Below are 26,025 nucleotides of genomic sequence, written 5' to 3' on the forward strand. Positions count from 1 at the left end.
CCAATACTCCAGTTGCAAATCTTTGTATATCAAAAACTAGAGGGTATCTGCCATGTCTGAACAGTCTTTTTTTAACGCTAACAAGGGTTCTGAGACGTTTAACGGCTCAGTTGCTGCCAGTTTTGTCTCTCAAAAACGTTTCTACGACGACGCTAATTTCCCCAAAGGCTTTAAACGAAGCGGCGATTTTACCAATAAAGAAGCTGAACTCCTTGAATTGCATGGTCATGCGATGAAGAATTTAGCGGAAGGAAAAACGCTGCCTTGCACCTCTGATGAAGCCCAATTTGTGGAAGTCGCCAAAGGAAATATCGCCCCCAGTAGCTTGTTAGAGCAGATCTGGGTAAAGTATCGCAGGCTCGCCATGGGGAAACCCTTTTATGCCGTGGTTGGTACAGTGCATTTGCCTGCAACCAAGCCCGAGATAGAAATAGAGGCTGAGGCTGTATTTGATATTGAAGATGATGTTCAGGATGAACCTGAACCCGAGGATAAAGAATGAAGATTAAGGTTTGCTACTAAATGCGTGGTTGGATTTTATATAAAGAAACCGCGACTCAGCTAAAACCTGAATGGTATGAAATTGAGCGTCTACTGGCGGCAGCAAAAGCCGATAACATAGAGTTGGAAGTTTATGCACCTGATGAATTTGATCTGACTGTCACCAGAGAAGATAACAAGAGTATTTTATTGAATGGGCAAGCCGTCGAGCTGCCCGATTTTATCATTCCGCGAATGGGCTCAGGCACGACCTACTTTGCTTTAGCCATTATTCGTCACTTAGAAAGATTAGGGGTATATTGCCTCAATCCATCTAAAGCCATTGAAATCGTTAAAGACAAGTTATTCTCCCAACAATTGTTGGCCGAGAAAAATCTGCCTACGCCTAAAACCATGTTGGTTAAATTCCCCGTCGATATCGCCCTCGTAGAACGCCATCTCGGTTTTCCTGTGGTGATAAAAACACTTTCAGGCTCACAGGGCAGTGGTGTGTTTTTATCCCATAAGGCGCGTGAATTTGACGATTTAATGCAGTTGATTGAAGCGACCAATAAAAACGCTAACATCATTCTGCAAGAGTTTATCGCTAACAGCCATGGGCGCGATCTACGCGTATTCACTATTGGTGGTCGTGTGGCGGGTTGCTATGAAAGGCGTGGTCAAGAAGACAGTTTCAAAGCCAATGTCAGTGCCGGTGGTTCAGCGCGTCCATTTCAGATCACTCCTGAAATTGAATGGCTTGCCACCCAAACAGCCAATATTCTCGATCTTGATGTTGCAGGTATCGATTTATTGTTTGATAACGGCCATTACAAAATTTGTGAGGCTAACTCATCTCCAGGGTTTGAGGGCTTAGAGTCCTGTTTGAATGTGGATATTGCCGCGCAAATTTTGCATTTTATTCGCATCCGTTTAGGCATGTTTAATAAAGATGAACCAAGTAGCCCAAAAATCGTAGCTGATAGCGTAGAGGCTGAGACTTCTACCCCGTCACTTCTATCGTCTGCGTCCTCTATCGAGACGAAATAGAAGCACTAGGACATATCAATATCTAGCGGGTTCGTACCGCTAGATATTCTCAATATCGATGATTCTCCTCCATGTTTGTGTCTATATCCATTTGTATCTCGCCCCATCAATAACGCAACAATCCTAAAGCAGTTCAGGCAGGAAACACTTGCCCTTAGTCTTTCAATCCACAATTGATGTGATCGCTCACTCAAATTTCATTCAACCTCACGAGAACCAGCCCTACTTTTGTTTTGAATCACAATTTTTTGCATTTTTTAAAACATTTTGTTCACATTGAAAAATTTGCTGTTAAACTCCAAATGTTGTTTTTTTATGGCACTAAATTCTGACCTTATCGCTAAACATAATAAGAATAATGCAGGAGTCACTCCTTAACATGTCGATACGCCTATTACCCCTAATCATAGCGTCACTGCTCAGCACTCAAGTGCAAGCCGATGATTTTACTATTCAGTTAGGCGGCTTTTATTCGCAATCAGACACCAATATGGAAGTCACTAACCCTATTTCGGGTAATAATTTCACCTTAGATTATGAGTCCGATCTACAACTTGCAGAAAACGAATTTTTACCCTTTATCGAGTTAAATTATCACTTTAACGAACGGCACAATATCTACCTAGACTGGAAACAGCTTCATCGTAACGCCGAAACCCAAGCCTTAACCAAACCCTTCCAGCTCGAGATTAACGACACCATTTACGATATCAAAGCAGGCGGTAATCTAAATTCAACCTTAAACATTGATGTACTGCGCTTCGGCTATGGCTATGATGTATTTCAAGGCAGTAACTATGATGTCGGTCTATCACTTGGTTTACATACTATGTTTATCAAGACAGGTTTTGAAGGGGTGATTGGTGTTTGCGCTTCATCGGAATTACTCAATAATGTCTGCGGTAGCCAAGCAATTCCGCGCATTGTTGACGAAAATGTCACTGCGCCACTGCCCGACATTGGCATATATGGTCAGTATGAATTTGTTCCCGGTTGGCAAATCACCAGCCATGCACAGTATTTCTATATCAAACTCAATGATGTCAAAGGCGAACTGGTTGATATTAAAGTGGGGGTTAATGCACAAATCACCCCAAACTGGCGAATGAGCGTGGCCTATAACTACTATAAAGTTGACGTTGATATCGCCCAAAATTCGCCGAATAAAGATACTCAAATCGCCGATTACAACATCTATTACAATTTTATTGGCCCTATGCTTTCTATCAGCTATTCCTTTTAATTTTAATGCTATAAAAAATCTCTTCCCATATTGTATTAACCCCCCATTCTCGCTCAAACAGTTGCCCGAACCCTAGCCCAAATTAGTGCTAAAAAGTAAGGGCGCCTACTGGGCGCCCTCATGATCCAACCCATTAACCCTATTTACGGCCATCCTGCTCACGTTTGGCTTTAAAGTCTGATGATTCAAGCCAATGGGGCCAATCTGAACCATTCGCTAAGGTGGTTATCATACTGGCGATCAAGTCTAGGTCTTGACTCACGCCCTCCAACGTCCAATTTGGATCATAATCATCGGCTCCTTGGTGATATTTATGCGCAATATAGTCAGGATCTGTATCCCCAAGACTCATAAATAACAATCCTGGTACACCTTGCTGGGCCAGCGCAAAATGGTCTGATCTAAACATCAATCCATTCTGTGGTCTTGGATCCGCTTTTACCGAACGGTCTTGGGCTTTGGCGGCTTTATCTAAGTATTGCTCCAACTCAGATACCCCTTCCCCATAGCGCAAAATGTAATCCACGCCTTTATTTACATTCATGCCATCGATATTTAAAAAGGCGACGATATTTTTGGTTGGCACATTGGGATGCTGAGCAAAATGCTGTGCACCAATCAGACCCGTTTCTTCTGCAGTAAAGGCACTGAAGAGCACCGAGCGATCCAGTGGCGCCGTGCTAGCTTGCTGTTTGAAGTAACGCGCTAACGCTAAAACCCCCGCCACACCGCTGGCATTATCGACCGCACCGTTTAAAATCTCTGACTTACCGTCTTCAATCACAGTGCCAAGGTGATCCCAATGGGCATGCATCATCACCACTTCCTCGGGGCGCGTTTTACCGGGCAGTAAGGCCGCGACGTTATGGGACTCGGCGCGTTCAATTTTATTGTTTAACGTGAGCTGCGCGCTCAGCTTAAGTGGGATAGCCTTAAAGTTTGGCTTGGCTGCTTGCTGTTTTAAGGTATCAAAATCCAATCCCGCTTTGGCAAAGATTTTTTGTGCGGTTTCGTGCTGAACCCAGCCCATCACGCCCACTTGACCTTGGTTATTATTGGCATCGACCAGAGTAAACTTAGTCCCTGTGTTGGAGTTTTGCACCACACCCCAGCCATAGGCGGCAGGCGCTGTTTCGTGAACAATAAACACGGCCTCAGCGCCTTGACGCGCCGCTTCCTCATATTTATAAGTCCAGCGACCATAATAGGTCATAGCATTGCCTTTAAATATTGTTGGATCTTGGGTCGCAAAGCCGGGGTCATTCACGAGTACGATGACCGTTTTGCCTTTTACATCTAACCCTTGATAATCATTCCAGCCATATTCGGGTGCATTGATACCATAGCCAACAAATACCACATCGCTTTTATTCAGGCTCACGGTGTCAGCGATTCTTTGGGTTCTTGCGGTAAATTCACTGCCATTGGCAAATTTAAGTCCGCCGATATCAAGCTGCATGTTTTGATCGGCACTAATTTGCGCCAAAGGAACCGCCTGTAAATAGCTATCGCCAAATCCGGGTTTGAGACCCATATCTTTAAATGCTGTCACTAAATAGTCTAAAGTTAACGTCTCACCTTCAGATAAGGGCGCGCGTCCCCCAAAAGCATCGCTCGCTAAGGTTTTCACATCGGTTCGGTATTGCACGAGATCGAGACTTTTCACAAATGCCGTTTCAGCAAAGACAGGTAATGAAATAGTGGCCAACAGACTTGTGGTTATGATTAAATTTTTCACAACTTTCTCCCAAGTTATTATCATTATTTGGTTTTAAGGATAGACTTTACCATATCATCTTTAATTTATGATGGAAGTCTTAGCGCAAACGGAGTCGCTGCATCCAAGAGTAAACGGTAATCATGTCTCCATCTGACCGATATTCTTATCGTTGACCTAAATCTGACTGCAACAGAATAAAAAATAGCGAAATTTTAAAATATCCGTGTATTTTCATTGAGTAAGGTAACAATATGTCGCTAGAGTTATTACAAGCCGCTGCACTGAACCTCAAAAAAGCAGTGCCTCTGATGCTCAAACATAAAATTCCGACCACCCCAGTTAACTATGCGCTTTGGTACACTTATGTTGGTGAACAAAATCCCGAGTTAAATCAACAACTCGATACTGTTATTGCCCAATACAACACTTGCCCTCCAGTCAGTAGCGAAATCTTGTATCGCCAATATGTTGCCGACCCAGTTGAGCTCGATGTCAGAGAAATGCGCCAAAATCTGGATGCTATGGTGACTGAGCTTTCCCAATCACTCAAAGATACCAATCTAGATGCCAATGACTTCCAGTCACGTATCGAAAGTAATTTTGAAAAGCTCAACCGCATCGAAGACGAAGGCTTTAGCGTCGAACAAGTACTCGATCTGGTCCGCAGCTTAGTGAAAGAGTCGGACAATATTCGCTCGAGCACAGAGTTCTTTACCGGTCAGCTGCAGAAGGCTCAAACCGAAATAGACGCACTAAAGAAAAAACTTGAACAAACAGAAAAAGACGTTCTCTACGATGCACTGACGGGCTGCTTTAATCGCCGCGCCTTTGACACTGATTTTGCAGGAATGATAGCCCAAGCCCCCTTAGGCACTTGTGTGATCTTGGCCGATATCGACCATTTTAAAGTGTTTAACGACACCTATGGCCACCAGCTCGGCGACCAAGTGTTACGCGCCGTGGCGAAACGGCTACAGGAATCCTGCCGCGATGGCACAAAACTGTATCGATTTGGCGGTGAAGAATTTGCGATTATTGTCCCTAAAAGTCAGCTACGTATCGCAAGGCAACTGGCCGAAGCTATGCGCCGTGGACTCGAAAAACTCAGTTTAAAAGACAGACGCAAAGACGAACGCATCAATAATATCAGTGCTTCCTTTGGCGTCGCCCAATGGCAAGAAAAACAAACGGGTATGCAATTGATTGAAGCGGCAGACAAATTACTTTATGAAGCCAAACGCTTAGGACGAAATCGTGTGCTGCCTATCAGTAACTGATGGTTATAACTTAGCCTGAAGCCGATAATTCAGCTTCAGGCTAAGATGATTAACAAAGGAGCATTTTTTTGAAAGCTACATGAAGGATTTAAATTCGATTTCAGATTAATGTTTGAAACTGCGAGAAACAGTTCCAATATTCCCTTGCACGCCACTCCCTATTGAAACGGATACATTCGTACCGTGTGTTTCCATCGACTCATTTTCGACGGGTATCGCCTGCACCACAAACCGCAGTTCAGCACCACCTTGAAGTGAATCGAAGGGATAACACGTAATTAACGTTAAGCGATTATCATCGGATGGCGCCATAAACTGCGTTTCAGTTTCATGTACGACCTGAGTCGCCACTACTTCATAAATAATGTGATTCCCCTTAAGCGTCTGCAGCGATAATCGGCGCCCCACCGCCATGCCATTGAGGATCGCAAAATGCGTGTCCCTGTGACCGGCAATCACAGTATTGCCCTTTTGCCCCGCTGGCGCACTGGACAATACTAAACTTGGGCCAAAGGCCAAATTGCGCCCAGAAGCCCCCGCCAACACATATAAACTGTCATTAAGCTCGGCTTCAATATCGCTATTAGCCGCCGCTTGTTCACGATAAATGGACAGCTTTGCCACGGGATAGGTATCCGCCCATGACCAAGGCTTATGGGATTGACCATCAGCCAAGGTTTTAGTCCACGCCTGTTCAATCAAATACTGGGCAAAGTGTGCTTTAGCTTGCATATAGAGTCCCTTTCCTAACAATGTTGCACCAATTACAAATAATCCCACCACTAAAAATCGCTGTGTTCTGCTTTTGCTCATCGCGCTTAACTCATCGTTCACTGGTAAGTGCCACCAAGGCCGCCTTCTCTTCCCGTCTTTGTCGAACAATCGATCCCGTAAGAATCAAAGCGAGTAGCAAGGTCAGTGCACCTAATAACATATCCAAACGGCTTGACGTCGAGGTTTGCGGCAAGGCTCCAAAAGGTTGCCAACCTAAGGGCAAGTGCTGACGAACCACGGCATCACGGCTCATTGCAGTTGAATCAATTGGGGTTAAGTCCACCGCCACTAAGCTGGTATAGGCGCTGACTAAGTGATAATTCATTGATAAGGCCATCACTTGCTGTTTGACCTTGTCATCATTCGCGCCATTTTTACTCAACTCCAATGCACCAATCTGTTTACGCGCCCACAGCAAATCTAAACCCGCACCTTGATGAGTCATCAATCCTGCGGAGTTATCCTGCAGCGAGAGCGACTGTTGCCAGTTTTGATGCCCTTGCCGTCCTGAAATCACTAACTCCTGTGGCTCACGGGCGCTGCGCTTTAAACTCACGAGCACTGGCTCACCGCGGTACAGATCAGCAATCGGTGATGGCCAGTAATCGGGCACACTGCCATCATCAAAACGCACTTGAATATCGGTTAACACCGGATATTGAATTTTGCTCAGTAAGGCGCTGATCTTCTCATCGACTTCATCCACTTTGCCAATATAGGTAAAAGTGCCACGACCGAGTTCAGCCGCCCTTTGCATAAAGTGAGAATTAGGCGCCGAACCTATACCGACAGTAAATAGTCGGCTTTCACCTATTTGATAACGGATCAAATCAAATAACGCTTGTTCATTGCCCACAGAGCCGTCGGTCATAAAGATCACTTGGCGCAAAGGCTGCGTTGCATCAAGCGATACACTGCCCAAGGATTTTGGCAAGGCAGCATCCAGTGCCAACGCCATTTCAGTGCCACCATCGGCCTGTAAACGGCTCACAAATTGACGGGCCCGTGACAAATTCGACGAGGTCGCCGGTAATGGCACTGCTGAGAACTGAGACAAACTGGAGTTAAATTCGATAATGTTAAAACTGTCCTCCGGCTTCAGTCCTTTTAACGCGTATAACAGTGCATTTTTAGCTTGAACGATAGAATCCCCCGCCATAGAGCCCGAAGTATCAATCACTAAAATTAATTCACGGGGCAAACTCGGCTGAGTACTCTTTTCAACCTTAGGAGGCAACACCATGACGAGACTGTAATTATCATCATTTACGCCGCTGGTTTTATTTGTCTCAAGTGTATCCTGAGACAGATTTTCGCCATCGAGCTTATGGGTTTTACCTTGCTGATTAAACACCCAAGCCATTGGGCTCGTGCCCTGCTGTACTCGCCATTGCAGCACAAAATCCCGATTAGCGGGCACACGTTGCGCCAGCGATACATCGACCGCGCCGCTGTTGTCTTGCTTGAGTTTGATGTCATGGTAAGGACTATCAATGGACGCTTTATCAACCCCCTTTGCGAGTAAGACTTGAATGTCTGCCTTCAGCACAGGATCGCGTCCACTGGCGCCGTCCCGCACTGGTGCCACAATCCGGTCAGCATCAAACACCTGCGAACTTGTCACTCGGCTTGATTGGCGCACCTGTGCCATAGGATCATGTGAATCGCTTACACTTGAATCCGATGTTAATCCCGGAATATAACGGGGCGCGACCACCAGCGGAAAACGTAAACTAAACAAACCATCTTCATATTTAATGGTCTCCTGATAGCTGATTTCTACAATCAGCTCCTCTTGAGGTGCTAGGTTTGCGACTTCGGTCGTGAACATATTAGGCCGCTCTTGGCTCACTAAGCTGGCACGTTTGCCTTCAGCTTTCGCTTGCTCAAAAATCTGCTTGGCATCGGCCTTAGGATGAATTTGCCCTTCGATCACTCTCTGGCCTATATGTAATCGCAACGAATCCACCGCAGCCTCATTGGGCAGCGGGAACAAATATTGCCCATTCAACACAAATTCAGTGTTGTTGCGAAAAACCTGTTTCACGCTCACGCGATTACTTAAGCCAGAGACTTGCATCAACACTTGTGTATCAAGCGGCAAAGATGGCACCCACGCACCGCTCGGCTGGCGATAAAGCAACAGCCCCTGCGTAATATCATCGTAATTAATGATGTGTGACTCTGTGTTATGTTGCCCGACCAATGCCGAAGCCATATTCTGTGGCGCAGACAATGTGCCGGTACTATTAGGCGAAGCCAATGCCACAAAGGGCAAACCCCAACACACGGCGGCGCTGATCAGCAATACCGCTACCGCTTCACTCACTTCTTTTACCCTTTTCCCTGTGATCATCACAAAGGCTTCCTCTATTAACAAATATGAACTGATGTTGGTCGTCGTTAATATGAACGACGTAAAATGGACTACTTAAATTGACCGCTAGTCAGCAGCATGCCTGGCCGTCAAGGCCAAATGAGGCTGTAGTGTTAATGTCACGCGGCGGTCGAACACATCCGATTCTCTGTCTTGGTCGGCTTGCAAAGGCGATAAAGCACCAAAGGCTTGAGTGGTCATACGCTCGGCAGTGACGCCTTGCTTAATCAGGTAGCCACGCACCTCCAGTAGACGCTGCTCAGAAAGGGCTTGGTTGTAACTCTCATCACCACGGCGGTCGGCATAACCCTTCAGCTCAAGATTGAGTTCTGGTGACAAATTCATCACCTCAGCCACATCATCTAATTGGGGCAAAAAATGCGATTCAACCTCAGAGGAACCGGTACGAAACTGTACGCTAAGCCCCAAGGCGAGTTCACTGAGCAATTGACGTTGCGCTGACAGCAACTCATCCAGCTCTTGCTGCGCCTTGGTATATTCGCTCGCCCGTTTTTCGGCGGCTTGCTGTTTTACACTCCACTCGGATAACTGGGACTCTTGCAAATGGATCTGTCTTTGCTGAACGTGCAGTGTGTCTGTATCGCTGACTGATTTGCCAATTAAGGTGCCTGTGAACGCACCAATAATAGCCCCCACTGGACCACCGACTAACGCCCCTACTAAGGCTCCACCACCGAGGCCAATGAGGGCTTCCGGTTGTTCGTCCTCGCTTGCGTATTCGTCATCCATCGCTATACCGCTAGCATAGGCATCATTTTCTAGGGTGAAGTCTTGTCCTATCACTTGGTTTTGCAGTGAAACCCGCGCCGACACATTGGCTACAGGTGCGCTTAATAAACTCAAAACCAATAGATTAATTAGTGTCTTTTTCATCATCTCATTCCTTTTTGATTATTAGCTGAGCTTGGACTCGTACCTGAAGCAATCCACTCAACACCACATCAGGTCAAACGGGTACAAAACTGAATGGGGCTATTAAACACAAGTGGAATGGCATGAGCAGGGATGGAAAATGGCAATGCAACTATCAATTGTGGCAACAAAATGGCAATTGCATTTGTGGCCTTTTTTCTCGGGTAAAATCCTGTATAGTCACGAAAACTTACTCCCCCAAGTCAATAGGAATACGGCACTATGAAGCGTATCGCCATAGTGGAAGATGAAGCGGCCATTCGCGAAAATTACAAGGACGTGCTGCAACAACACGGTTACAGCGTGCAAACCTACGCCGACAGACCATCGGCCATGCTAGCCTTTAATACCCGTTTACCAGATTTAGCCATTATCGACATCGGCTTAGGTAATGAAATTGATGGCGGCTTTATGCTATGTCAGTCATTGCGCGCCATGTCGAGCACGCTGCCGATCATCTTTTTAACCGCCCGTGACAGTGACTTTGATACTGTGTGTGGCCTGCGTTTAGGCGCCGATGATTACTTGAGTAAAGAAGTGAGTTTTCCCCATTTAACCGCACGCTTAGCCGCATTGTTTCGACGTTCTGAACTTGCGGCCAGCCAAACGGCGCAGGAAAACTTGCTCGAACGTGGCCCACTGACCATTGATGCCAACCGCATGCAAGTCTATTGGAACCAGTTACCAATCGAGCTTACCGTGACCGAATTTTGGATGGTGCATGCGTTAGCCAAACATCCAGGCCATGTACGCAGTCGCCATGAATTAATGCAAGAGGCTAAAATCTTTGTCGATGACAGCACTATCACCTCCCATGTGAAACGCATTCGCAAAAAGTTTATCGCTACCGCGCCAGAGTTTGATTGTATTGATACTGTCTATGGTATGGGTTATCGCTGGGACAGCTTAGCCTGATCTATGGCTTAACGAACCTTTAAGCGCGCGGCGTTGAACCAGATAACCTTGGATGAATGAACTTTTAAACCTATTAATGCTGATCCCTAACTTATGACACGTTTCCCCTTTGGTCTACGCACTAAAGTCATCGGCCTTAGCCTGTTCTTGCTCTGCCTACCTTGGCTGGGGTACCAATATGTGTGGGAAATGGAAAAGTATCTTCGCCACGGACAAGAACGCACCTTAGAAGGCACTACTCAAGCACTGGCCACCGCGCTGCACGAGCGGCCGAAATTGTTCGATGGGCAAGCGAGTTTTTTAAAGCAAGTGGAAAAAAGCCGCGATCTATACGCCTATCCACTGGCGGGAGCGATTCTACTCGACGGCAAACTCAACGAATGGCAGGAATATCAGCACAGATTTATCCAATACGGTGAGGCGCACCAAATTATGCGTGCCGATCCGAACGCCCCCCTGACCTTAAGCTTTACCCACATGGTCGGACAATACGATGGTTATCTGTATGCTTTTTTTCAAGTCATTGATCCAACAGTGGTACTGCGGGGTAAAAATGCCCTAAGTGTCGATAGAAACGATCATCTCTCGATTGCAACACTCGCGCCCGACAATAAATTCAAACGCTATATCGTTGCCACGACTCAACCCGGCTGGATCAGCGCCTTCGAATTACCCGCTAATCCTAAGCAAACTGTACCCGTCACACCTGAGGTGCGCATCCAAGGACAATGGGCGACGACAGATGTGGGCTACAATGTCGAGCTGCGTATTCCCTTAGACATGGTCGGCAGCAAACTCGGATTTGCCATTGCCGATGTCAACGACAGCAAATACCGTGATGTGGCTGCAGTTGTCGGCACCTCGGCCTTAGATACGGTCGACAATCTCGGCACTGTGCTGGTACCATCACCGGAAATTGAAAGTATTATCAAAGGTATGAGCCACTATAGCTCACGTATTTGGGTGGTCGATAAACACGGCCGCGTACTGGCAAAATCCGGCGACATTCGCGCGAATGACAGTGTATGGACCCGCACCTTAGAAGATGAAAAGAGCACCGCGCTGTGGGATACCTTCAAGCGTGATTATCTGCATCCGCTGTACTATAAAATTCTCACAAAACCGCCCAAAGACTTTATTGATTCCTTACAAGATTCCACCGAGCTTGACGGCAGTCATATCCAAAAAGCCCTCGCGGGTCAGCAAAGTTCGACTTGGCGGTTAACCCCAGACAACAAAGCTGTGGTACTCGCCGCTGCGAGCCCCATTTGGATTGATAACAATGTGATGGGTGCCGTCGTCGCCGAAGAAACCACCCACGGAATTCGAACTCTACGTAACCGAGCGCTAGAAAAGCTCTTTAACGTGATTTTGACCATAATGAGTATGGGCACCTTGGCGCTGTTCTTCTTCGCCTCGAGTATTTCTAACCGCATTCGTAAATTGCGCGATGAAGCCGAAAACGCCATCGACAGCCAAGGCCGTGTGCGTAATCACCTCAAACCGTCGAAAGCTCGGGATGAAATTGGCGATCTGTCCCGTAGCTTCTCTAGCATTGTGGGACGACTGGGTCAGTACACTCACTATCTAGAAAACATGTCGTCGCGCCTGTCCCATGAGTTGCGCACGCCCGTGGCTGTGGTGCGATCATCCCTTGAGCATTTAAACCTGCAAACCTTAGATAAAGACACGCAAAAATATGTCGACCGCGCCCAAGAAGGTGTCAGCCGCTTAAGCATGATTTTAAACAACATGAGCGAGGCAACACGCTTAGAACAGAGTTTAACGCAGGCCGATATCACCAAGTTCCCACTCTCCCAAGTGGTCAGCGGTTGTATGCAAGGTTATCAAATGACCTATCCAGAACAAGGCTTTAGTGTGAAAGTGCCCGAACAACCACTGATGATGCAAGGTGTGCCAGAATATATCGCCCAGTTAATGGACAAACTTATCGCTAACGCCATTGAGTTTTGCCATAAAGACAGTGCTATCGAAGTCACGCTCACCCAAGTGGGTAAGCAAGCAACTCTGCTTATCAGTAACTTAGGGCCTGAACTGCCCATTGATATGTCGGAGCAGATTTTCGATTCCATGGTGTCGGTGCGGATAAATCAAGCCCAAGATAAACCCCACCTAGGCTTAGGTCTGTATATCGCGCGATTGGTCGCCGAGTTCCACCAAGGGCAAATCCTTGCCCGTAATCGCAGCGAACATAATGGCGTGGATATCCTTGTCACCTTACCTTTAAATTAAGAACATACGACCTTTAAGTTAAGCGTGTTACAGCTTTTAAGCCCTGCGTCATAATCTCAACAGCTAAAATACAGGAGGCCAATAACATGAGCCAAACTCATCACGCGCCTCCTGTCATTTATGCGGGCAGATGCTAAGATGACCGCCATAACAATCGATTAGAAATCGCCAATTATTCTCCCAAATTGTTCAACCTCTTCGTTCAACCTAAATGCCAAGGTAATGATCCAATGACAGATAAACATCATCAAGCCACCCAAATCGTCAGCTTAGGTCGAGACAAAAAATGGACCAAAGGCGTGATCAATCCGCCCGTCTTTCGCGCTTCGACTATCGTATTCGAAACCATGGATGAAATGCGCCACGCCGCGAAAAATAAAACCAATGGCGAGATGTTTTATGGCCGCCGTGGCACCCCAACCCATTTTGCCTTTCAGGCTGCGATTGCCGAACTAGAAGGCGGCGTCGGTACGGCGCTGTATCCTTCTGGCGCTGCGGCGATCAGTGCGGCGCTACTGTCATTTTTAAAAACGGGCGATCACCTGTTAATGGTTGATAGCGTGTATGAGCCGACGCGGGATCTGTGCACCCATATTCTCGGCGGTTTTGGTATCGAAACCACTTACTACGATCCGCTGATTGGCGCAGGCATTCGCGACCTCATTCGCCCCAATACTAAGGTACTGTTTTTAGAGTCTCCGGGCTCCATCACCATGGAAGTGCAAGATGTACCGACCTTGTGCCGCATCGCCCACGAACATGGGTTGATCACTATGCTGGACAACACTTGGGCCTCGCCCATCAATAGCAAACCCTTTGAAATGGGTGTAGATATCTCAATTCAAGCGGCGACCAAATATATCGTCGGTCACTCAGATGTGATGATAGGCACGGCCACGGCCAACGAAAAATACTGGCCACAATTACGTGAACACAGTTATTTGATGGGACAAACCACATCGCCAGACGATGTGTACCTTGCTGCCCGCGGCCTACGTACCTTAGGCGTGCGTATGGCGCAACATGAAAAAAATGCCCTGCAAGTGGCCAACTGGTTGAAAACCCGGCCAGAAGTCGATCATCTGCGTCACCCCGCGTTCGAGACATGCCCTGGGCACGAATTCTTTAAACGCGACTTTAGTGCCTCCAACGGCTTGTTCTCCTTTATCTTAAAACAGGGCGATGCCGATGCCGTCACCGCACTGGTTGAAAATATGAGTCACTTTAAGATGGGCTTTTCTTGGGGCGGCTACGAGAGTTTAATCCTCGGCATTTTCGGTATTGAAAAAATCCGCTCAGCGACTCAATGGGATGCGAGCAAACCTTTGATCCGTTTACATATTGGTTTAGAAGATCCCGCTGATTTAATCGCCGATCTCAGTGCTGGGTTTGAACGTTTTAACGCTGTATTGGCGGCCAAAGCTAAGTAACGATATTTAATGTGCTAAGTGCTAGCTGAATATAAAAAAGGGGCGGAATAAATATTCCGCCCCTTCTCTTATCGATACTGACACAAATACGAATTTTTATTGCAATATCATTATGCTTATCGCAAATAAACCGCTAAATCATAAACCCTACGGTGATTAATTCGCTTTCGTTCCAATACTTAATGCAGGATCGACCCAAGCCGCAGAGCCATAAAGCGGCACTGTTGAGAGCGCATGTTTATGGCTGCCATTGGTCTCTTTCGTCGAATAGGACAAATACAACAGAGTCTGATTTTGCGCATCGTAAATTCTACGCACTTTTAATGACTTAAATAAAATACTCAGGGATTCAGTGAAAATCACTTCGCCGTGTTTCCCCATATCTATCTTCGCCAGATCGGCCGCAGTAATTGGCCCAGTTTGACGGCAACTGATCCCCATATCGGACGGATCAGCAAAATCTAAATTGGCTTCGATACGACTGATATGGCAAGTCACCCCAAGTATTTTAGGATCGTTTTTAGCATCAATAATCACATCTTTAGTGGTAAAAAGCCCTAAGCTCACCTTACCCACATCGTCACCACAACCCGCAAGCAATAAACCTACAGAGGCCGCAAACGCACACTTCAACAGAGTTTTCATTATTACTTCCTAAATATTACGAACTAAGTAAAGTATAAAAAAACAAAACTATCTCTTACGGATTTCAAGTGTGACATCTGGCGCATCTTCCCAGTTAATGGGTTTAATATCAGTGACACAAGAAACGCCTGGACGAGTACTTTTATAGGAATTTACACCTGTAACTTTACCATCGAAAAACCAAAAAATACGGTAATCATGATAACCAAAACCAGCCCCAGTTTTACAAAATTGCCATGCCTCATTCTTTCCTTGGAACTGACGATCATCAGGTGGCCCCATAATATTAAGCACTTGTTCCTTGGTATCTCCAGCATTAACTAAAATAGATTGCTTATCGAGTGAACCACAACCTGAAAGTATGATGAAGATACCTAACAATAAAATTCGATACATAATAACTCCCTGTTATATATTTAAATTCTAAGCTAATTCATTTTGCAAATAGCTTTTGTGCCCAGCGGGTTAATCCGGCTGTCACAGAGCCAAAGTGATCGCCGACCACGACCGGAATATCGGGATAGATACCAGCGATTTTCGCATAAATCGCAGGGCTTCGTGCCGTACCTCCCGTCACGTAAATCACATCGGGTTTACACTCTGCTTCAGCGGATAAATCCTCTGTTGCTGAGCGGTTTACCGCGACATTTGTTGCAGCCAAAGTTTTTGCAGCTTGCGTGAGCGCTTGGTGCATCAGGGCTTCCACTTTCGTCAGCGACGGCTCAATGGCATTTTCAAACAAGTCACGACTCACACCCGCGTGCAGCGCAGCTTCGATAAAATCCAGATTAACATCAGTATTATCGGTATCTGACAGCGCAATTTTCGCACGCTCGGCTTGGCGAACCAGTTGATAGCTTAACTGCTGCTGTTGCACCTTTAACAATCGCTTCAGTAACTGTGGCTGCTCGGCTTCTTTAACCAATTCATCAATCAATTTACGGCTACTTAAGGTACTGAATTCTCGCTGGGCGCTAATATCATTCACTGCGACCGCATTCCAAAATGTTTTACTGGGCATAGGTTTGCCATTGATCATCAAGGAACCTAAACCAAAGTGCGGCATAAAGGCATTCATTGCAAGGGCGATATCAAGATCGTTACCGCCGATCCGCTGGCCGCTGTGACCGAGGAAATCTTCACTGCGATCCGCTTTTTGTTTATGGGCTGGGCCCATTTTGACAACAGAGCAGTCCGTTGTACCGCCGCCTACGTCGACGACCAATACCGTTTTGTTGTCGGTCAAGGTCGCTTCATAATCCATCCCCGCCGCTAACGGCTCGAACAGAAAATCAACGTCGATGAAACCCGCGCGTTTTGCCGCTAAGGTCAAAATGGCTTCGGCCTGACGGTTACTCTCTTCACCGCCTATGCCTTGAAAGTTCACCGGACGACCAATAATCGCATGGGTGATCATCGCAGTGCTACCCTGCTTCACAAGGTCTTTTTCAACTAACACAGATTCGGCGCGCACTTTAATATGCTGCATCATCAAGGTAACAATATCTTCAAACAGGGCCACTTGTTCGGGTCTAAGCCCTGTCGCGCCTAAAAAAGATTTTGGCGAACGGACATAGAACCCCTCCTCCGGCATATCTAAATACGCGCTCACCGCCTGCTCGCCAACAAATACAGCCTGAACATCGGCATCGAGATCTAACTCATGGCGCACCATACGGGCACGACTCAATTGCGCGGCGCGCTTTTTGGCGTAATCGGCTTTTAATTCAGTGGGAAGGCCACGATAAACCGCCTCGGCGATCAGTTCCCTGTCCATCGCGTATAAGGTCGAAGGCAAATAAGCTGATTGCTCTGATAACGCCAATAACTGCACACCATCACCCAGCATGATCCCTACGGCGCAGTTAGCACTACCATAATCAAATCCAACAAACATACCTTTTACTCCCGCGATAAAAAAGCCGAGCAAGATAACATAGTTTGCGATAATGCCCAAGGAGTTAACACTGACGGATTTATCCTCCAGTAAGCCGCGCTTGCACAGTTTCTCAAGACTTAAATCGCAATGACGCGAACTGAGTTTAAGCTCAATCCAAGATGATCATCATAAGGTCATATTTCTGTCACACTCGTCATCAAGTTGACATATTTCCCTCGTATCTTTATCCCAGATAAATCCCAGACTGATTTTGGCGTGTACGCAATATTTATCATTGAAATTCCTTCACTTGTCGGCAGTAAATCTGATTGCACAACGGCGGATGAATGCTATTGTATATTGCGCCATGACGCTTGCTTAAAGGAGCTGTGCAGTGTCCCCGAATACCGATAAACTTTCGATTGATAAAGAACTCTCTTGGTTGTCTTTTAATGAGCGGGTATTGCAAGAAGCCTGCGATCACAATGTTCCCTTAGTGGAGCGAGTGCGCTTTTTAGGGATATTTTCCAATAACATGGATGAGTTTTTTAGGGTGCGTGTGGCTGCGGTCAGACGCTCCATTTTGCTGTCATCCCTGCAGGAAGGTCGCAGTAATAGCCGCCATTTAATGGCCAAGATCCAATCGAAAGTGATGGCATTGCAAGAAAGGTTCGATGGCATATACACGGATTTAATGCGCGAACTTGTACGTCGTAATATTTTGTTAATCAATGAGAAACAATTAAGCGAGTTCCACAGCGACTGGCTGAAAAAGCATTTTAGAGACCATTTCAAACGCCATATCGCGCCGCTTATGGTTAATAATAATCGCGATCTGATCAAGCAAATCAACGACGACGCCACCTATTTATGCGTGTGTTTATTCACTAAGGCGCGTCGCCAATACGCCTTAGTCGAAGTGCCGACTAAAAATGTACCGCGGTTTATCGAACTCCCAGCCGAAAAGAGTAAAGCGAAAAAATATCTGATTTTATTAGATAATATTATTCGCCACTGCGTCGATGAACTCTTTGGCCCCTTCTTCGAGTACGATGCTATCGAAGTGTATTCGATGAAGTTAACCCGCGATGCCGATTTTGATATCACTGACGAGCTTGAACAAACCCAGCTGGAGAAAATGACCAAAGGATTGAAAAAACGTCTTACCGCCGAGCCTGTGCGCTTAGTGTATGACAAAGAAATGCCTGAACACATGTTGGTGATGCTCAAAGAAAACCTGAACATCAGCTCGACCGAATGTTTGATCCCAGGCGGGCGTTACCACAGCTTTAAAGACTTTATCGCCTTCCCCAACCCGAGCCGCGACTACCTCGAAAACGAAAAACTACCGGCGCTCAATAGTGCAGGTTTTGGCCGCAGTGCCAACAGTTTCGATGCGATTCGGATGGGCGATATCATGCTCAATTATCCGTACCATAAGTTTTCCCACTTTACCGAAATGGTGCGCCAAGCGGCCTACGATCCGGCGGTGCGCTTTATTCGAATTAATTTATATCGAGTGGCGAAAAAATCCCATGTAATGCAATCGCTTATCGATGCAGTGAAAAACGGCAAACAAGTCACCGCCGTCATTGAACTCAGGGCCAGATTCGATGAGCAATCCAACATCGAATGGACCCGCATCTTGGCCGAAGCGGGCGTCAAAGTTCACCACGGTATCACCAGTTTAAAAGTGCATTCCAAGTTGTGCTTGATTGGCCGCGAAGAACAAGGGGAAATCAAACTCTATTGTCACGTTGGCTCAGGCAACTTTAACGAAGGCACGGCGCGGGTTTACACCGACTTGTCACTGTTCACCGCCAATCAAGAGATTGCCCGTGAAGTGGAGCAAGTGTTTGACTTGATTGAACATCCGTATCGCCGCGATAACTTCCAGCATTTAATCGTGTCGCCCTACGATGCCAGACAAAAACTGAGTCACTTAATTGATAATGAAATCGTTAATGCCCAAAGCCATATGAAGGCGGCAATTACCTTAAAATTAAATAACTTACTCGATGAATCCTTAGTACAAAAGCTCTATGAAGCCTCGGCGGCTGGGGTCAAAATCAAGTTACTTATTCGCGGCATGTGTTCGCTTATCCCGCAAATTCCGGGGATCAGCGACAACATCGAAGTCTATAGTATCGTCGACCGATTCCTCGAACACTCGCGGGTGATGCTGTTCCACGCGGGTGGAGAGAACAAACTCTTTATCTGCTCCGCCGACTGGATGAGCCGCAACATAGATAACCGCGTTGAAGTGAGTGTGCCGATTTATGATCTGCGCCTAAAACAGATGATAATGGATATTTTATCCTTACAGTTCAATGACAACACTAAAGCACGTGTCATTAACAAGGAACAAAGTAATCCTTATCGGAATCGCGGTAACAAACGAAAAGTGCGTTCTCAAATTGCCATTTATCAATATCTGATTAATTATGAGAAGCGCCAACTGCAAGAATTTAATGCCTTACGTATGTCCACCCATGAGGGTGACGCTGAGCGAGAAGTGAAAACTCAGCCTGACATAACACCTGAGTTACGGGCCAAAGCCAGCTAATCGCTGGCTTTATATCGCTTTGATTGCCTAAGGATAATCCGATTGGTAACCACATATTCGCACACACAGTCATACGCTACGCCCAGCAATGTACTCGCAAACTCTAAATCGCGCCACTTTGTCGCCATCGATATGGGGTCGAACAGTTTTCATCTGGTCATCGCACGCGAGCAAGATGGTAGTTTGCAGATTTTACATAAAGAAAAACAACAGGTTCAGCTCGCCACTGGACTCAATGCGCAAAATATTCTCGACAATGACGCCATAGAACGTGGGCTCAATTGCCTACGGGATTTTAACCAACGATTTTCCAATCTCGACCAAGCGCAAGTGCGATTAGTCGCCACCCACACTCTGAGAATCGCCAAAAACCGCGATCAGTTTATCGAGGCGGCGCTCGCCATCATGCCCTATCCGGTGGAGGTCATTTCGGGCCATGAAGAAGCGCGTTTGATTTATAACGGTATTGCCCAAAGCCAAGTGCTAGGAAAAAGTAATTTAGTCATCGATATCGGTGGCGGTTCTACCGAAGTGGTGATCGGCCAGAAAAATACCCCAACTCAGTTATCTAGCCTGCGCTGCGGTTGTGTGAGTTTTAATGAGCGTTTCTTTATTGATGGGCTCATCACCCCTGCCTCATTTCGCGATGCCCAAAGTGCGGCCGATAAGCAGTTCGCGTCGCTCTCAAAGGAATATTTCGCGGGCGGCTGGGAACTCACCTTGGGTAGTTCAGGTACAGTGAAAGCCATCTGCGAAGCAATTCAAGAAGAGCACGGCGATGAAACCATCACGCTGCCACGACTCAAACAGCTCAAAATCAAGTTAATCAAATGTGGCCATATTAGCCAAATCCAATTTGCCAACGTCGATGATAAACGCATTCCCTTAGTGCCCGCCGGACTTGCCATTTTGATCAACTTTTTTAGGCGCTTACCGATTCAAAAACTTGAGTTTAGCCCAGGAGCACTGCGTGAAGGCGTACTCTATGAACTGGCAAAGATTGGTCAATATCAGGATATTCGCCACCGCACCGTCGACAGTATTGCCCAGCTTTATCATATCGATATGGCCCACGCGGCTAAGGTACGCGACACTGCTATGGCCTTGTTTGAACAGGTCGCCGATGAATGGCAATTAAGGCCCCATGCGCGCTTGCTCGCCTATAGCGCGACCTTACATGAAATCGGATTACACATTAATTCAAAATCCCTGCACAAACACGGCGGTTACATTATCAGTAACAGTGACTTACCTGGGTTTAGCGAAGCATTACAGCTGGATTTAGCACGACTTATCACCAATCACAGAAAAAAGCCTAACGAATTAATGCTCGCTGAGCTCGATCCCAACCATAAGCTCACGCTCAATCGCCTACTCTGCCTGCTTAGGCTCGCTGTCTTGCTCAATCTTGGCCGTATCGCTAAGACGCTGACCTTAGATCATATTAAAGTGATCCCCGATGGACTCATGCTAGTACTACCAAGCCATAAGCGGAAAATCAGCTTGTTTATGAAAGATTTACAGCGAGAACAAAAACAAATGCTCACCCTTGGAATGAACCTGCGTTTAGTGTCGAGTCTGACTTAGCTGTTACGGCGTTAGCTCAGCCTAACGTGGCCGAGGCGAGTGTGGGTTAGCTCTGTGTAAGTGTATTTAGCGAAGGATTCGGCACTGTTCGGCGCTAAAATATTGCCCTTAATCGAGGGCCATTATCTCGCCTAAAAACAAGGTTAAGTTAGCAGTGAATCTGGCTTGATAATGGGATTTCAACAGCATAGCGGTAGACTTAATCCATGCGCCACAACAGATTAAAGTTTAAAGGATTTTTAACCCTTCACTAAAGCACAAATTCCTGCTCGCACGTTTGCCGCTGAGTGGGGATTTCTGCTATCATCCACGGCTGACTAATCATAATTCCACGAATTTAAAGATAATCAGAGTCAAACCCTTTTTATCTCGCGATATCAGCCCCATCGCCTGCAGGTACAAGTATGATTAACCACTTTAGTGTGCTTGGTATAAAACCCAGTGCCAAAGAAGACGACATTAAAAAAGCCTATCGACGGCTGTCAAACAAATATCATCCCGACAAGTTGTTAGGCGCCTCGGAAGAGGAAAAGCAGCAAGCCGCCGTACAACTTGAACGCGTTAAAAATGCTTATGATGTGTTGTCCGATCCTAAGCGACGAAATGCGTTTATCAAAGATTTCAATAACGTCATAGTGACCGATCCCGCTAGTGCCATGCGCGAGCTGTGGGATCAATTTTATCCTTGAGCGTTTTCTAGAGTAGTGTCAAATGGTCAAAAAACTGAATATCTCACGCATTAATGAGCTAAAAAATAATGCCTACGACAATATCGAGTCCTACGACGATCCCGATACACCTAAAGCGCTAGAGCAATTTACTAGCCAAATCAAAAAGGTGTTAGAAGCCGATCCTAAGATGCTCGATACTGTGCCTGAGTACCTGCCTGTCGCGCTTTACGGTCGAATTAAGTTTCCCGCCGAAGCCAAACTCAAGTGGGCACATTGGATAAACACGGCAACTCAACCCGAGTGGGATGAGTTTAAAGTCACGATTGGCTTTAACAATGCTGATTTACCTTTAGTGTTAGCCGTGCGTGGTTACTCGGAAACCTTACTAATTGAAAGCTGCGCCGTGCTGTATTTACTTGAAACTCAAGGTAAAGCAACGCCAGCAGCAAAACATCACGACGATGAAGATGATGACAACGATTATGTTGGCACCTCAGATAACGATGATGAAGGCGAAGAGGAAGATGGCTACTACGATCACTACGATGATGAGGACCGCTAATGAACACTAGTCTCATTGAGATTACCGTCGCCGAAATTAAAGAGTTGGCGGACGTAGAGCCAAAACAAGCGAGCAAACGCTTTGAAATCATTGCAAATACCATGAGCGACGAGCAATTAGTCGAAGTTATCGAACACATGGATATCGTCACGCTGACCCAAATCAACAGTCACCATGATATCTCTTGTCCTTCGATCATGTCTGAACTCATGACCCCGGAACAAATTCGCGACATCGTCTGTCAGCAACCTTTGTACTGGGAAGAAAAAATCAAAAACAATGCCGAAGAACTTATTCAGCATACCTTTGATTTTTTGACCTATTTAATTCGCATTCAAGATAGCGAAGAAAAGCAAACTGCGATTCTAGAATGTATCGCCGAAGATCCTGCGGGCCTCTTCTACCTGTCGATCCCTTTCATCGAAATGATGTTAGGCGAAAAGCATGAAGATGAAGACGGCTACACAGATATCTATGATGACGAAGAAGACACTGAAACCATCGGCTACGACAGCCGCGTCGCCAGTGAAGATGCACACAGCCTCAGCATAGACGACCCACGCAGCCTAATGGCCTTAATCCACGAGCTCGCGCCCGATGTTGAAAAAGCCATTAAGAGTCTGCTGCGTAACGAAAGCTCAGGTTGGGAAATGATCATCAGCAAGTTTGTCAACGAGCTGGTTATTCAAGCCAAAGAGAAAAACCAAGTGACGGATGAATACGCTGAAGTCGATGATATGTTTAGCTTTTTGGATTAAGGAATTATTTGATGCAACTGGTACTGCGTGATGTAGATCAAGGACCCTACCTGAGCAAGGTATTGATCCAAGGCCAAGCAGACGAAACGCTGAGCGGTGAACAGCTGTCACAAATCAAATCCAAAGCCATTTTGATGAGCCTCAAACTGGCCGATAAGTTTTACAACAAATACAAAATGCACTTGCTCGAACAAGCGGCGCACGATGTCATTGGTGTGGTGAGCCTTGGTTTGATAGAATTATCAAACCAAAATCCGCAGCAGGCGATACGCCTGTTGATCACCGCCGATGGCGTAGTCAAATGCTTTCAAAAAGGCTGGAGCATGCTCAGCACTGTCAGCAAGCATAAACTCGTCAACGGCAAGTCACTGTACGGCGATGTCGACAAGTTCTTGCTTGAACAAGTGTCTAGCCCGCCCGATGCGGAAGAATGGTTAGGCTATGAAGCCTATCAAGATGCCCTGCTTGAGCATCAACGCCAACAGTCAATTGCGGCCCTATTGGCACAGTTTTACGCGCAATCGAGCTATGATCCGCTAGATTTTCTCAATCTAGAGAGTGTATTAGCCGAAGCGGTACTGTATCGATTGTTGTTTGATGGCGCCAAAGTCAGACAGGATTTGAAAAAGCGTATCGGCAAAATCACCTTAAAAGAGGAATGGTTTACCCGTGAGCATATCGAATTGGAAACCCAGAAAGCGTTAGCAGAATTACCCGCAGAACTCGCTGAAATCATCAGTAAAGATCTCGGTAAAAACTTTGTCCCCGCCCTACTGCGTACCCTGCACTTTGCGAAAAGCTACCGCGAACTCTTACTCAGCGACGCTTCCCCCGAGCGCTTAGAAAGATTCGAACACAAGGAAGGTCTCGTCGGCCTCCTCGGCTGGCCACTCTACATAGTACTTTGATCGGGACTTTAATCAGTAGTGTGTTCAGTACGTTAACGAGTGCTTGAGCCGCTTAAAAATGAGTGCTTTATTGAAAAATAAAGCACTTTTTTATTGTCTGTTATCCCCATGCCCAATTCAACCTTCACCATCTCATTCTCAGTTTTGAGTGGTTTTAGCGTAAAGCTTGATAACGCTTTGGGAACAGATAGCTGTTGGAAAAATCTTCTGAATGGCCTATCACTTTGATGTTAGCAGCTTATCGTTTGCTGATATCCACTCGCACAGGCTTGCCATGTCATTCACTCATCGACATGGTGAATAGAAACCTAGGGGTTCTGAGCTTATGAACGAGAGCCATGGACGGCGAACTGGCAGTTAAACAAGGATGTTGTTCAAGTCCGCCAATCATCATGGCTCACCTTTCGTGCATTCGCGTAATCTGTAGATTTAAAGACATACGCAACATACTTTGGGACAGAAATGTGTTGAAAAGTAGTGTTTGGGGAGCAGTAATTTCAGTTGTTAGCAGTTTAGCGTTTACGGATATCCACTCGCACAGGCTTGCCATAGTATTTGCTCGTCGACTCGCAGCCAGTCCATCCTTGGATGCTCGACCGTCCCGTCCATGGGGCGGACGGTCGTCTCGCAAATCACCATGGCTCACCTTTCGTGCATTCGCGTAATCTGTAGATTTAAAAGCGTTACGCAGCACGCTTTTGGACGAATGCATGTTAGATTCCCAACTCTAATTTTTGAGTTTCGGATTAAGATTTCTATGGGTAACGCCGCGCTCTGCGGAAGTTTAGGAGCGTCAGCGAGTAAATTTTCCGTAGCAGCGCCTTGTTACATTTACAATTTCTCATAATACTCTATTAATCCAGAACAAAAGTTCTTTCCTGCAGAGTACGCCCCGAATCTACCAAGCTCTTTTTTTAGAGTTGCAACTCGTACGCTATGTTTTTTGTAGTGATCTGAATCAGGTAAACGCTTAAGAAGATTGTGGTAAAAATTTACAGTTTGATATTCACCAACATGCTTTACATGTAGATGTCTATCAATATCCTTTGCCACACCATAGATCAAGCTTTGATACCAAAGAGCTTTATCCCTACGAAGCTTTTCGATAGGAATAACATCAATTTGTCCATGATTTCTGCTTTTATCGATATCTCTGCCGAACGAATGGCCCACTCTATTTCTTAAATTTCTTATTTTTTCAAGATCTTAAATGTGAGTTTTCAATATTTCTGGAACAAATCCAAACGTACTATTATACGCAGAAATTCTACTACTCCAATCGCCTTTGGTGCAGGAAATAATCTTTTCACGGAAGTCAAAAGGCTGAGAATTCCCATGCTTTAATATAGATGATCCGTCTATTTTCTGAGGAACTCCATAAAGTACTCCGACATCAGACTCTAGAGCCAATTTGATAATTGTAGCTATATACGTTTCTAAGTTTGATGTCATTGTCATAACTGAATTTAAATTAATCCAGTTATCAAAATTCTCAAAAGATTTTGACCAACTCTTTAAGTTATCAAACGAATGAGCATGCGTGGAATCTTTAAACGAAAAATGATCAGTTACTGAATCATCCCAACTAGCTGTTTCCCCAAGCTTTTTATAGCTATATGAGTGCGCAGCAATGTGAGAAATGAACATTTTGCTTAATTCTCGATTGTGCTTCTGGAAAACTTGGAAAGTCCATGAGCTTGGCTCTCTCGACTTCCACCTGTCAAATTTACTCGAACTACGAGCCATGATATTCCTTATATATGTAACGTCTTAGTATTTATGTATCAAAATCTGGCCACCCATTTTAGATCAACAACATAATGCACTTTTGGTTTGTCTACAACTTGTACGAGCTAAAATTGCTTAAATGAGAGTCATCAAGAATTGAAGAGCTAAAGCTGAGGCATGAAAATGAGCTTACTCATTAAAAATAGTGGATTTAAGACATGCTAACCCACCCAATAAAACAAATGGGCAGTGATTGGTTTGGTTAAGCA

At 45.9% G+C, this 26,025-nt stretch carries 22 protein-coding genes; 13 read left to right on the forward strand and 9 right to left on the reverse strand.

All coding sequences use genetic code 11. From position 1 onward, the window contains the following. The first annotated feature begins 52 nt into the window (after window positions 1-52). The 3 genes from CKQ84_RS21895 to CKQ84_RS21905 all read left to right on the forward strand — a co-directional run bounded on the left by CKQ84_RS21895 (window position 53) and on the right by CKQ84_RS21905 (window position 2,773). Window positions 53-502 (forward strand): DUF413 domain-containing protein, encoded by a 450-nt coding sequence (locus CKQ84_RS21895; RefSeq protein WP_028760261.1) that lies wholly within the window; start codon window positions 53-55, stop codon window positions 500-502. 20 nt (window positions 503-522) lie between these two features. Further along, window positions 523-1,530, forward strand: a complete 1,008-nt coding sequence (locus tag CKQ84_RS21900) for a RimK family alpha-L-glutamate ligase (RefSeq protein ID WP_105252744.1) — start codon at window positions 523-525, stop codon at window positions 1,528-1,530. Window positions 1,531-1,909: 379 nt separating this feature from the next. Beyond that, window positions 1,910-2,773 (forward strand): hypothetical protein, encoded by an 864-nt coding sequence (locus CKQ84_RS21905; protein ID WP_028760263.1) that lies wholly within the window; start codon window positions 1,910-1,912, stop codon window positions 2,771-2,773. Window positions 2,774-2,912: 139 nt separating this feature from the next. On the opposite strand, the gene CKQ84_RS21910 is transcribed toward CKQ84_RS21905, so the two are convergent. After that, window positions 2,913-4,535 carry a M28 family metallopeptidase gene (locus tag CKQ84_RS21910; RefSeq protein ID WP_173913207.1) on the reverse strand — a complete coding sequence of 541 codons (1,623 nt, stop codon included), beginning with the start codon at window positions 4,533-4,535 and terminating at the stop codon, window positions 2,913-2,915. A gap of 209 nt (window positions 4,536-4,744) precedes the next feature. On the opposite strand from CKQ84_RS21910, the gene CKQ84_RS21915 reads away from it, so the two are divergent. After that, window positions 4,745-5,770 (forward strand): GGDEF domain-containing protein, encoded by a 1,026-nt coding sequence (locus CKQ84_RS21915; protein WP_028760265.1) that lies wholly within the window; start codon window positions 4,745-4,747, stop codon window positions 5,768-5,770. Window positions 5,771-5,875: 105 nt separating this feature from the next. Here CKQ84_RS21915 and CKQ84_RS21920 read toward each other — a convergent pair whose 3' ends face one another. From CKQ84_RS21920 to pdsO, 3 genes are all read right to left on the reverse strand, one after another. Then, a complete protein-coding gene (locus CKQ84_RS21920; RefSeq protein WP_105253135.1) occupies window positions 5,876-6,583 on the reverse strand; it encodes a class GN sortase in 708 nt (235 codons plus the stop codon). A gap of 10 nt (window positions 6,584-6,593) precedes the next feature. Beyond that, window positions 6,594-8,900: a marine proteobacterial sortase target protein gene (locus tag CKQ84_RS21925; protein ID WP_105252746.1), complete on the reverse strand. Its 2,307-nt coding sequence runs from the start codon at window positions 8,898-8,900 to the stop codon at window positions 6,594-6,596. 87 nt (window positions 8,901-8,987) lie between these two features. Further along, the gene (gene pdsO, locus CKQ84_RS21930; protein WP_105252747.1) at window positions 8,988-9,818 is read right to left on the reverse strand and encodes a sortase-associated OmpA-like protein PdsO; all 831 of its coding nucleotides are present in this window, start codon (window positions 9,816-9,818) and stop codon (window positions 8,988-8,990) included. Between the two features lie 258 nt (window positions 9,819-10,076). On the opposite strand from pdsO, the gene pdsR reads away from it, so the two are divergent. The 3 genes from pdsR to CKQ84_RS21945 all read left to right on the forward strand — a co-directional run bounded on the left by pdsR (window position 10,077) and on the right by CKQ84_RS21945 (window position 14,452). After that, on the forward strand, window positions 10,077-10,769 hold the full coding sequence (gene pdsR, locus CKQ84_RS21935) for a proteobacterial dedicated sortase system response regulator (RefSeq protein ID WP_006081337.1): 693 nt from the start codon (window positions 10,077-10,079) through the stop codon (window positions 10,767-10,769). Window positions 10,770-10,862: 93 nt separating this feature from the next. Then, window positions 10,863-13,022, forward strand: a complete 2,160-nt coding sequence (gene pdsS / locus CKQ84_RS21940; RefSeq protein ID WP_028760269.1) for a proteobacterial dedicated sortase system histidine kinase — start codon at window positions 10,863-10,865, stop codon at window positions 13,020-13,022. A gap of 230 nt (window positions 13,023-13,252) precedes the next feature. Further along, the gene (locus CKQ84_RS21945; protein WP_105252748.1) at window positions 13,253-14,452 is read left to right on the forward strand and encodes a cystathionine beta-lyase; all 1,200 of its coding nucleotides are present in this window, start codon (window positions 13,253-13,255) and stop codon (window positions 14,450-14,452) included. 156 nt (window positions 14,453-14,608) lie between these two features. On the opposite strand, the gene CKQ84_RS21950 is transcribed toward CKQ84_RS21945, so the two are convergent. The 3 genes from CKQ84_RS21950 to yegD are packed head-to-tail and all read right to left on the reverse strand — an operon-like array spanning window position 14,609 to window position 16,994. Next, complete coding sequence (locus CKQ84_RS21950; RefSeq protein WP_105252749.1) at window positions 14,609-15,097, reverse strand: CreA family protein; 489 nt, start codon at window positions 15,095-15,097, stop codon at window positions 14,609-14,611. A gap of 48 nt (window positions 15,098-15,145) precedes the next feature. Further along, window positions 15,146-15,493 carry a hypothetical protein gene (locus tag CKQ84_RS21955; protein ID WP_012088939.1) on the reverse strand — a complete coding sequence of 116 codons (348 nt, stop codon included), beginning with the start codon at window positions 15,491-15,493 and terminating at the stop codon, window positions 15,146-15,148. Between the two features lie 37 nt (window positions 15,494-15,530). After that, complete coding sequence (yegD, locus tag CKQ84_RS21960; RefSeq protein ID WP_105253136.1) at window positions 15,531-16,994, reverse strand: molecular chaperone; 1,464 nt, start codon at window positions 16,992-16,994, stop codon at window positions 15,531-15,533. A gap of 376 nt (window positions 16,995-17,370) precedes the next feature. Between yegD and ppk1 the strand changes: the two genes are divergently transcribed. From ppk1 to CKQ84_RS21990, 6 genes are all read left to right on the forward strand, one after another. Next, entirely contained in the window at window positions 17,371-19,542 is a 2,172-nt protein-coding gene (gene ppk1 / locus CKQ84_RS21965) for a polyphosphate kinase 1 (protein ID WP_028760273.1), read from the forward strand. 42 nt (window positions 19,543-19,584) lie between these two features. Beyond that, window positions 19,585-21,129, forward strand: a complete 1,545-nt coding sequence (ppx, locus tag CKQ84_RS21970; RefSeq protein WP_173913208.1) for an exopolyphosphatase — start codon at window positions 19,585-19,587, stop codon at window positions 21,127-21,129. 404 nt (window positions 21,130-21,533) lie between these two features. Next, window positions 21,534-21,818: a J domain-containing protein gene (locus CKQ84_RS21975; protein ID WP_006081330.1), complete on the forward strand. Its 285-nt coding sequence runs from the start codon at window positions 21,534-21,536 to the stop codon at window positions 21,816-21,818. Window positions 21,819-21,840: 22 nt separating this feature from the next. Then, complete coding sequence (locus CKQ84_RS21980; RefSeq protein WP_105252750.1) at window positions 21,841-22,362, forward strand: hypothetical protein; 522 nt, start codon at window positions 21,841-21,843, stop codon at window positions 22,360-22,362. Beyond that, complete coding sequence (locus CKQ84_RS21985) at window positions 22,362-23,120, forward strand: hypothetical protein (protein WP_105252751.1); 759 nt, start codon at window positions 22,362-22,364, stop codon at window positions 23,118-23,120. The genes CKQ84_RS21980 and CKQ84_RS21985 overlap by 1 nt, the downstream gene beginning before the upstream one ends. 11 nt (window positions 23,121-23,131) lie before the next feature. Then, a complete protein-coding gene (locus tag CKQ84_RS21990) occupies window positions 23,132-24,028 on the forward strand; it encodes a hypothetical protein (RefSeq protein WP_105252752.1) in 897 nt (298 codons plus the stop codon). A gap of 831 nt (window positions 24,029-24,859) precedes the next feature. On the opposite strand, the gene CKQ84_RS23945 is transcribed toward CKQ84_RS21990, so the two are convergent. Together CKQ84_RS23945 and CKQ84_RS23950 are read right to left on the reverse strand one after the other, a co-directional pair. Further along, entirely contained in the window at window positions 24,860-25,201 is a 342-nt protein-coding gene (locus CKQ84_RS23945) for a hypothetical protein (protein WP_216822567.1), read from the reverse strand. 33 nt (window positions 25,202-25,234) lie between these two features. Then, a complete protein-coding gene (locus CKQ84_RS23950) occupies window positions 25,235-25,774 on the reverse strand; it encodes a hypothetical protein (protein WP_216822568.1) in 540 nt (179 codons plus the stop codon). Window positions 25,775-26,025 lie beyond the last annotated feature (251 nt).

The sequence above is a fragment of the Shewanella sp. WE21 genome (genome assembly GCF_002966515.1).
Lineage (GTDB): Bacteria > Pseudomonadota > Gammaproteobacteria > Enterobacterales > Shewanellaceae > Shewanella > Shewanella oncorhynchi.

Bases quoted from the DNA above. Each gene is read 5' to 3' on its own strand.
- CKQ84_RS21895 (WP_028760261.1), top strand. From the start codon at position 53: ATGTCTGAACAGTCTTTTTTTAACGCTAACAAGGGTTCTGAGACGTTT.
- CKQ84_RS21900 (WP_105252744.1), top strand. From the start codon at position 523: ATGCGTGGTTGGATTTTATATAAAGAAACCGCGACTCAGCTAAAACCT.
- CKQ84_RS21905 (WP_028760263.1), top strand. From the start codon at position 1,910: ATGTCGATACGCCTATTACCCCTAATCATAGCGTCACTGCTCAGCACT.
- CKQ84_RS21910 (WP_173913207.1), bottom strand. From the start codon at position 4,535: ATGATAATAACTTGGGAGAAAGTTGTGAAAAATTTAATCATAACCACA.
- CKQ84_RS21915 (WP_028760265.1), top strand. From the start codon at position 4,745: ATGTCGCTAGAGTTATTACAAGCCGCTGCACTGAACCTCAAAAAAGCA.
- CKQ84_RS21920 (WP_105253135.1), bottom strand. From the start codon at position 6,583: ATGAGCAAAAGCAGAACACAGCGATTTTTAGTGGTGGGATTATTTGTA.
- CKQ84_RS21925 (WP_105252746.1), bottom strand. From the start codon at position 8,900: ATGATCACAGGGAAAAGGGTAAAAGAAGTGAGTGAAGCGGTAGCGGTA.
- pdsO (WP_105252747.1), bottom strand. From the start codon at position 9,818: ATGATGAAAAAGACACTAATTAATCTATTGGTTTTGAGTTTATTAAGC.
- pdsR (WP_006081337.1), top strand. From the start codon at position 10,077: ATGAAGCGTATCGCCATAGTGGAAGATGAAGCGGCCATTCGCGAAAAT.
- pdsS (WP_028760269.1), top strand. From the start codon at position 10,863: ATGACACGTTTCCCCTTTGGTCTACGCACTAAAGTCATCGGCCTTAGC.
- CKQ84_RS21945 (WP_105252748.1), top strand. From the start codon at position 13,253: ATGACAGATAAACATCATCAAGCCACCCAAATCGTCAGCTTAGGTCGA.
- CKQ84_RS21950 (WP_105252749.1), bottom strand. From the start codon at position 15,097: ATGAAAACTCTGTTGAAGTGTGCGTTTGCGGCCTCTGTAGGTTTATTG.
- CKQ84_RS21955 (WP_012088939.1), bottom strand. From the start codon at position 15,493: ATGTATCGAATTTTATTGTTAGGTATCTTCATCATACTTTCAGGTTGT.
- yegD (WP_105253136.1), bottom strand. From the start codon at position 16,994: ATGTTTGTTGGATTTGATTATGGTAGTGCTAACTGCGCCGTAGGGATC.
- CKQ84_RS21975 (WP_006081330.1), top strand. From the start codon at position 21,534: ATGATTAACCACTTTAGTGTGCTTGGTATAAAACCCAGTGCCAAAGAA.
- CKQ84_RS21980 (WP_105252750.1), top strand. From the start codon at position 21,841: ATGGTCAAAAAACTGAATATCTCACGCATTAATGAGCTAAAAAATAAT.
- CKQ84_RS21985 (WP_105252751.1), top strand. From the start codon at position 22,362: ATGAACACTAGTCTCATTGAGATTACCGTCGCCGAAATTAAAGAGTTG.
- CKQ84_RS21990 (WP_105252752.1), top strand. From the start codon at position 23,132: ATGCAACTGGTACTGCGTGATGTAGATCAAGGACCCTACCTGAGCAAG.
- CKQ84_RS23950 (WP_216822568.1), bottom strand. From the start codon at position 25,774: ATGGCTCGTAGTTCGAGTAAATTTGACAGGTGGAAGTCGAGAGAGCCA.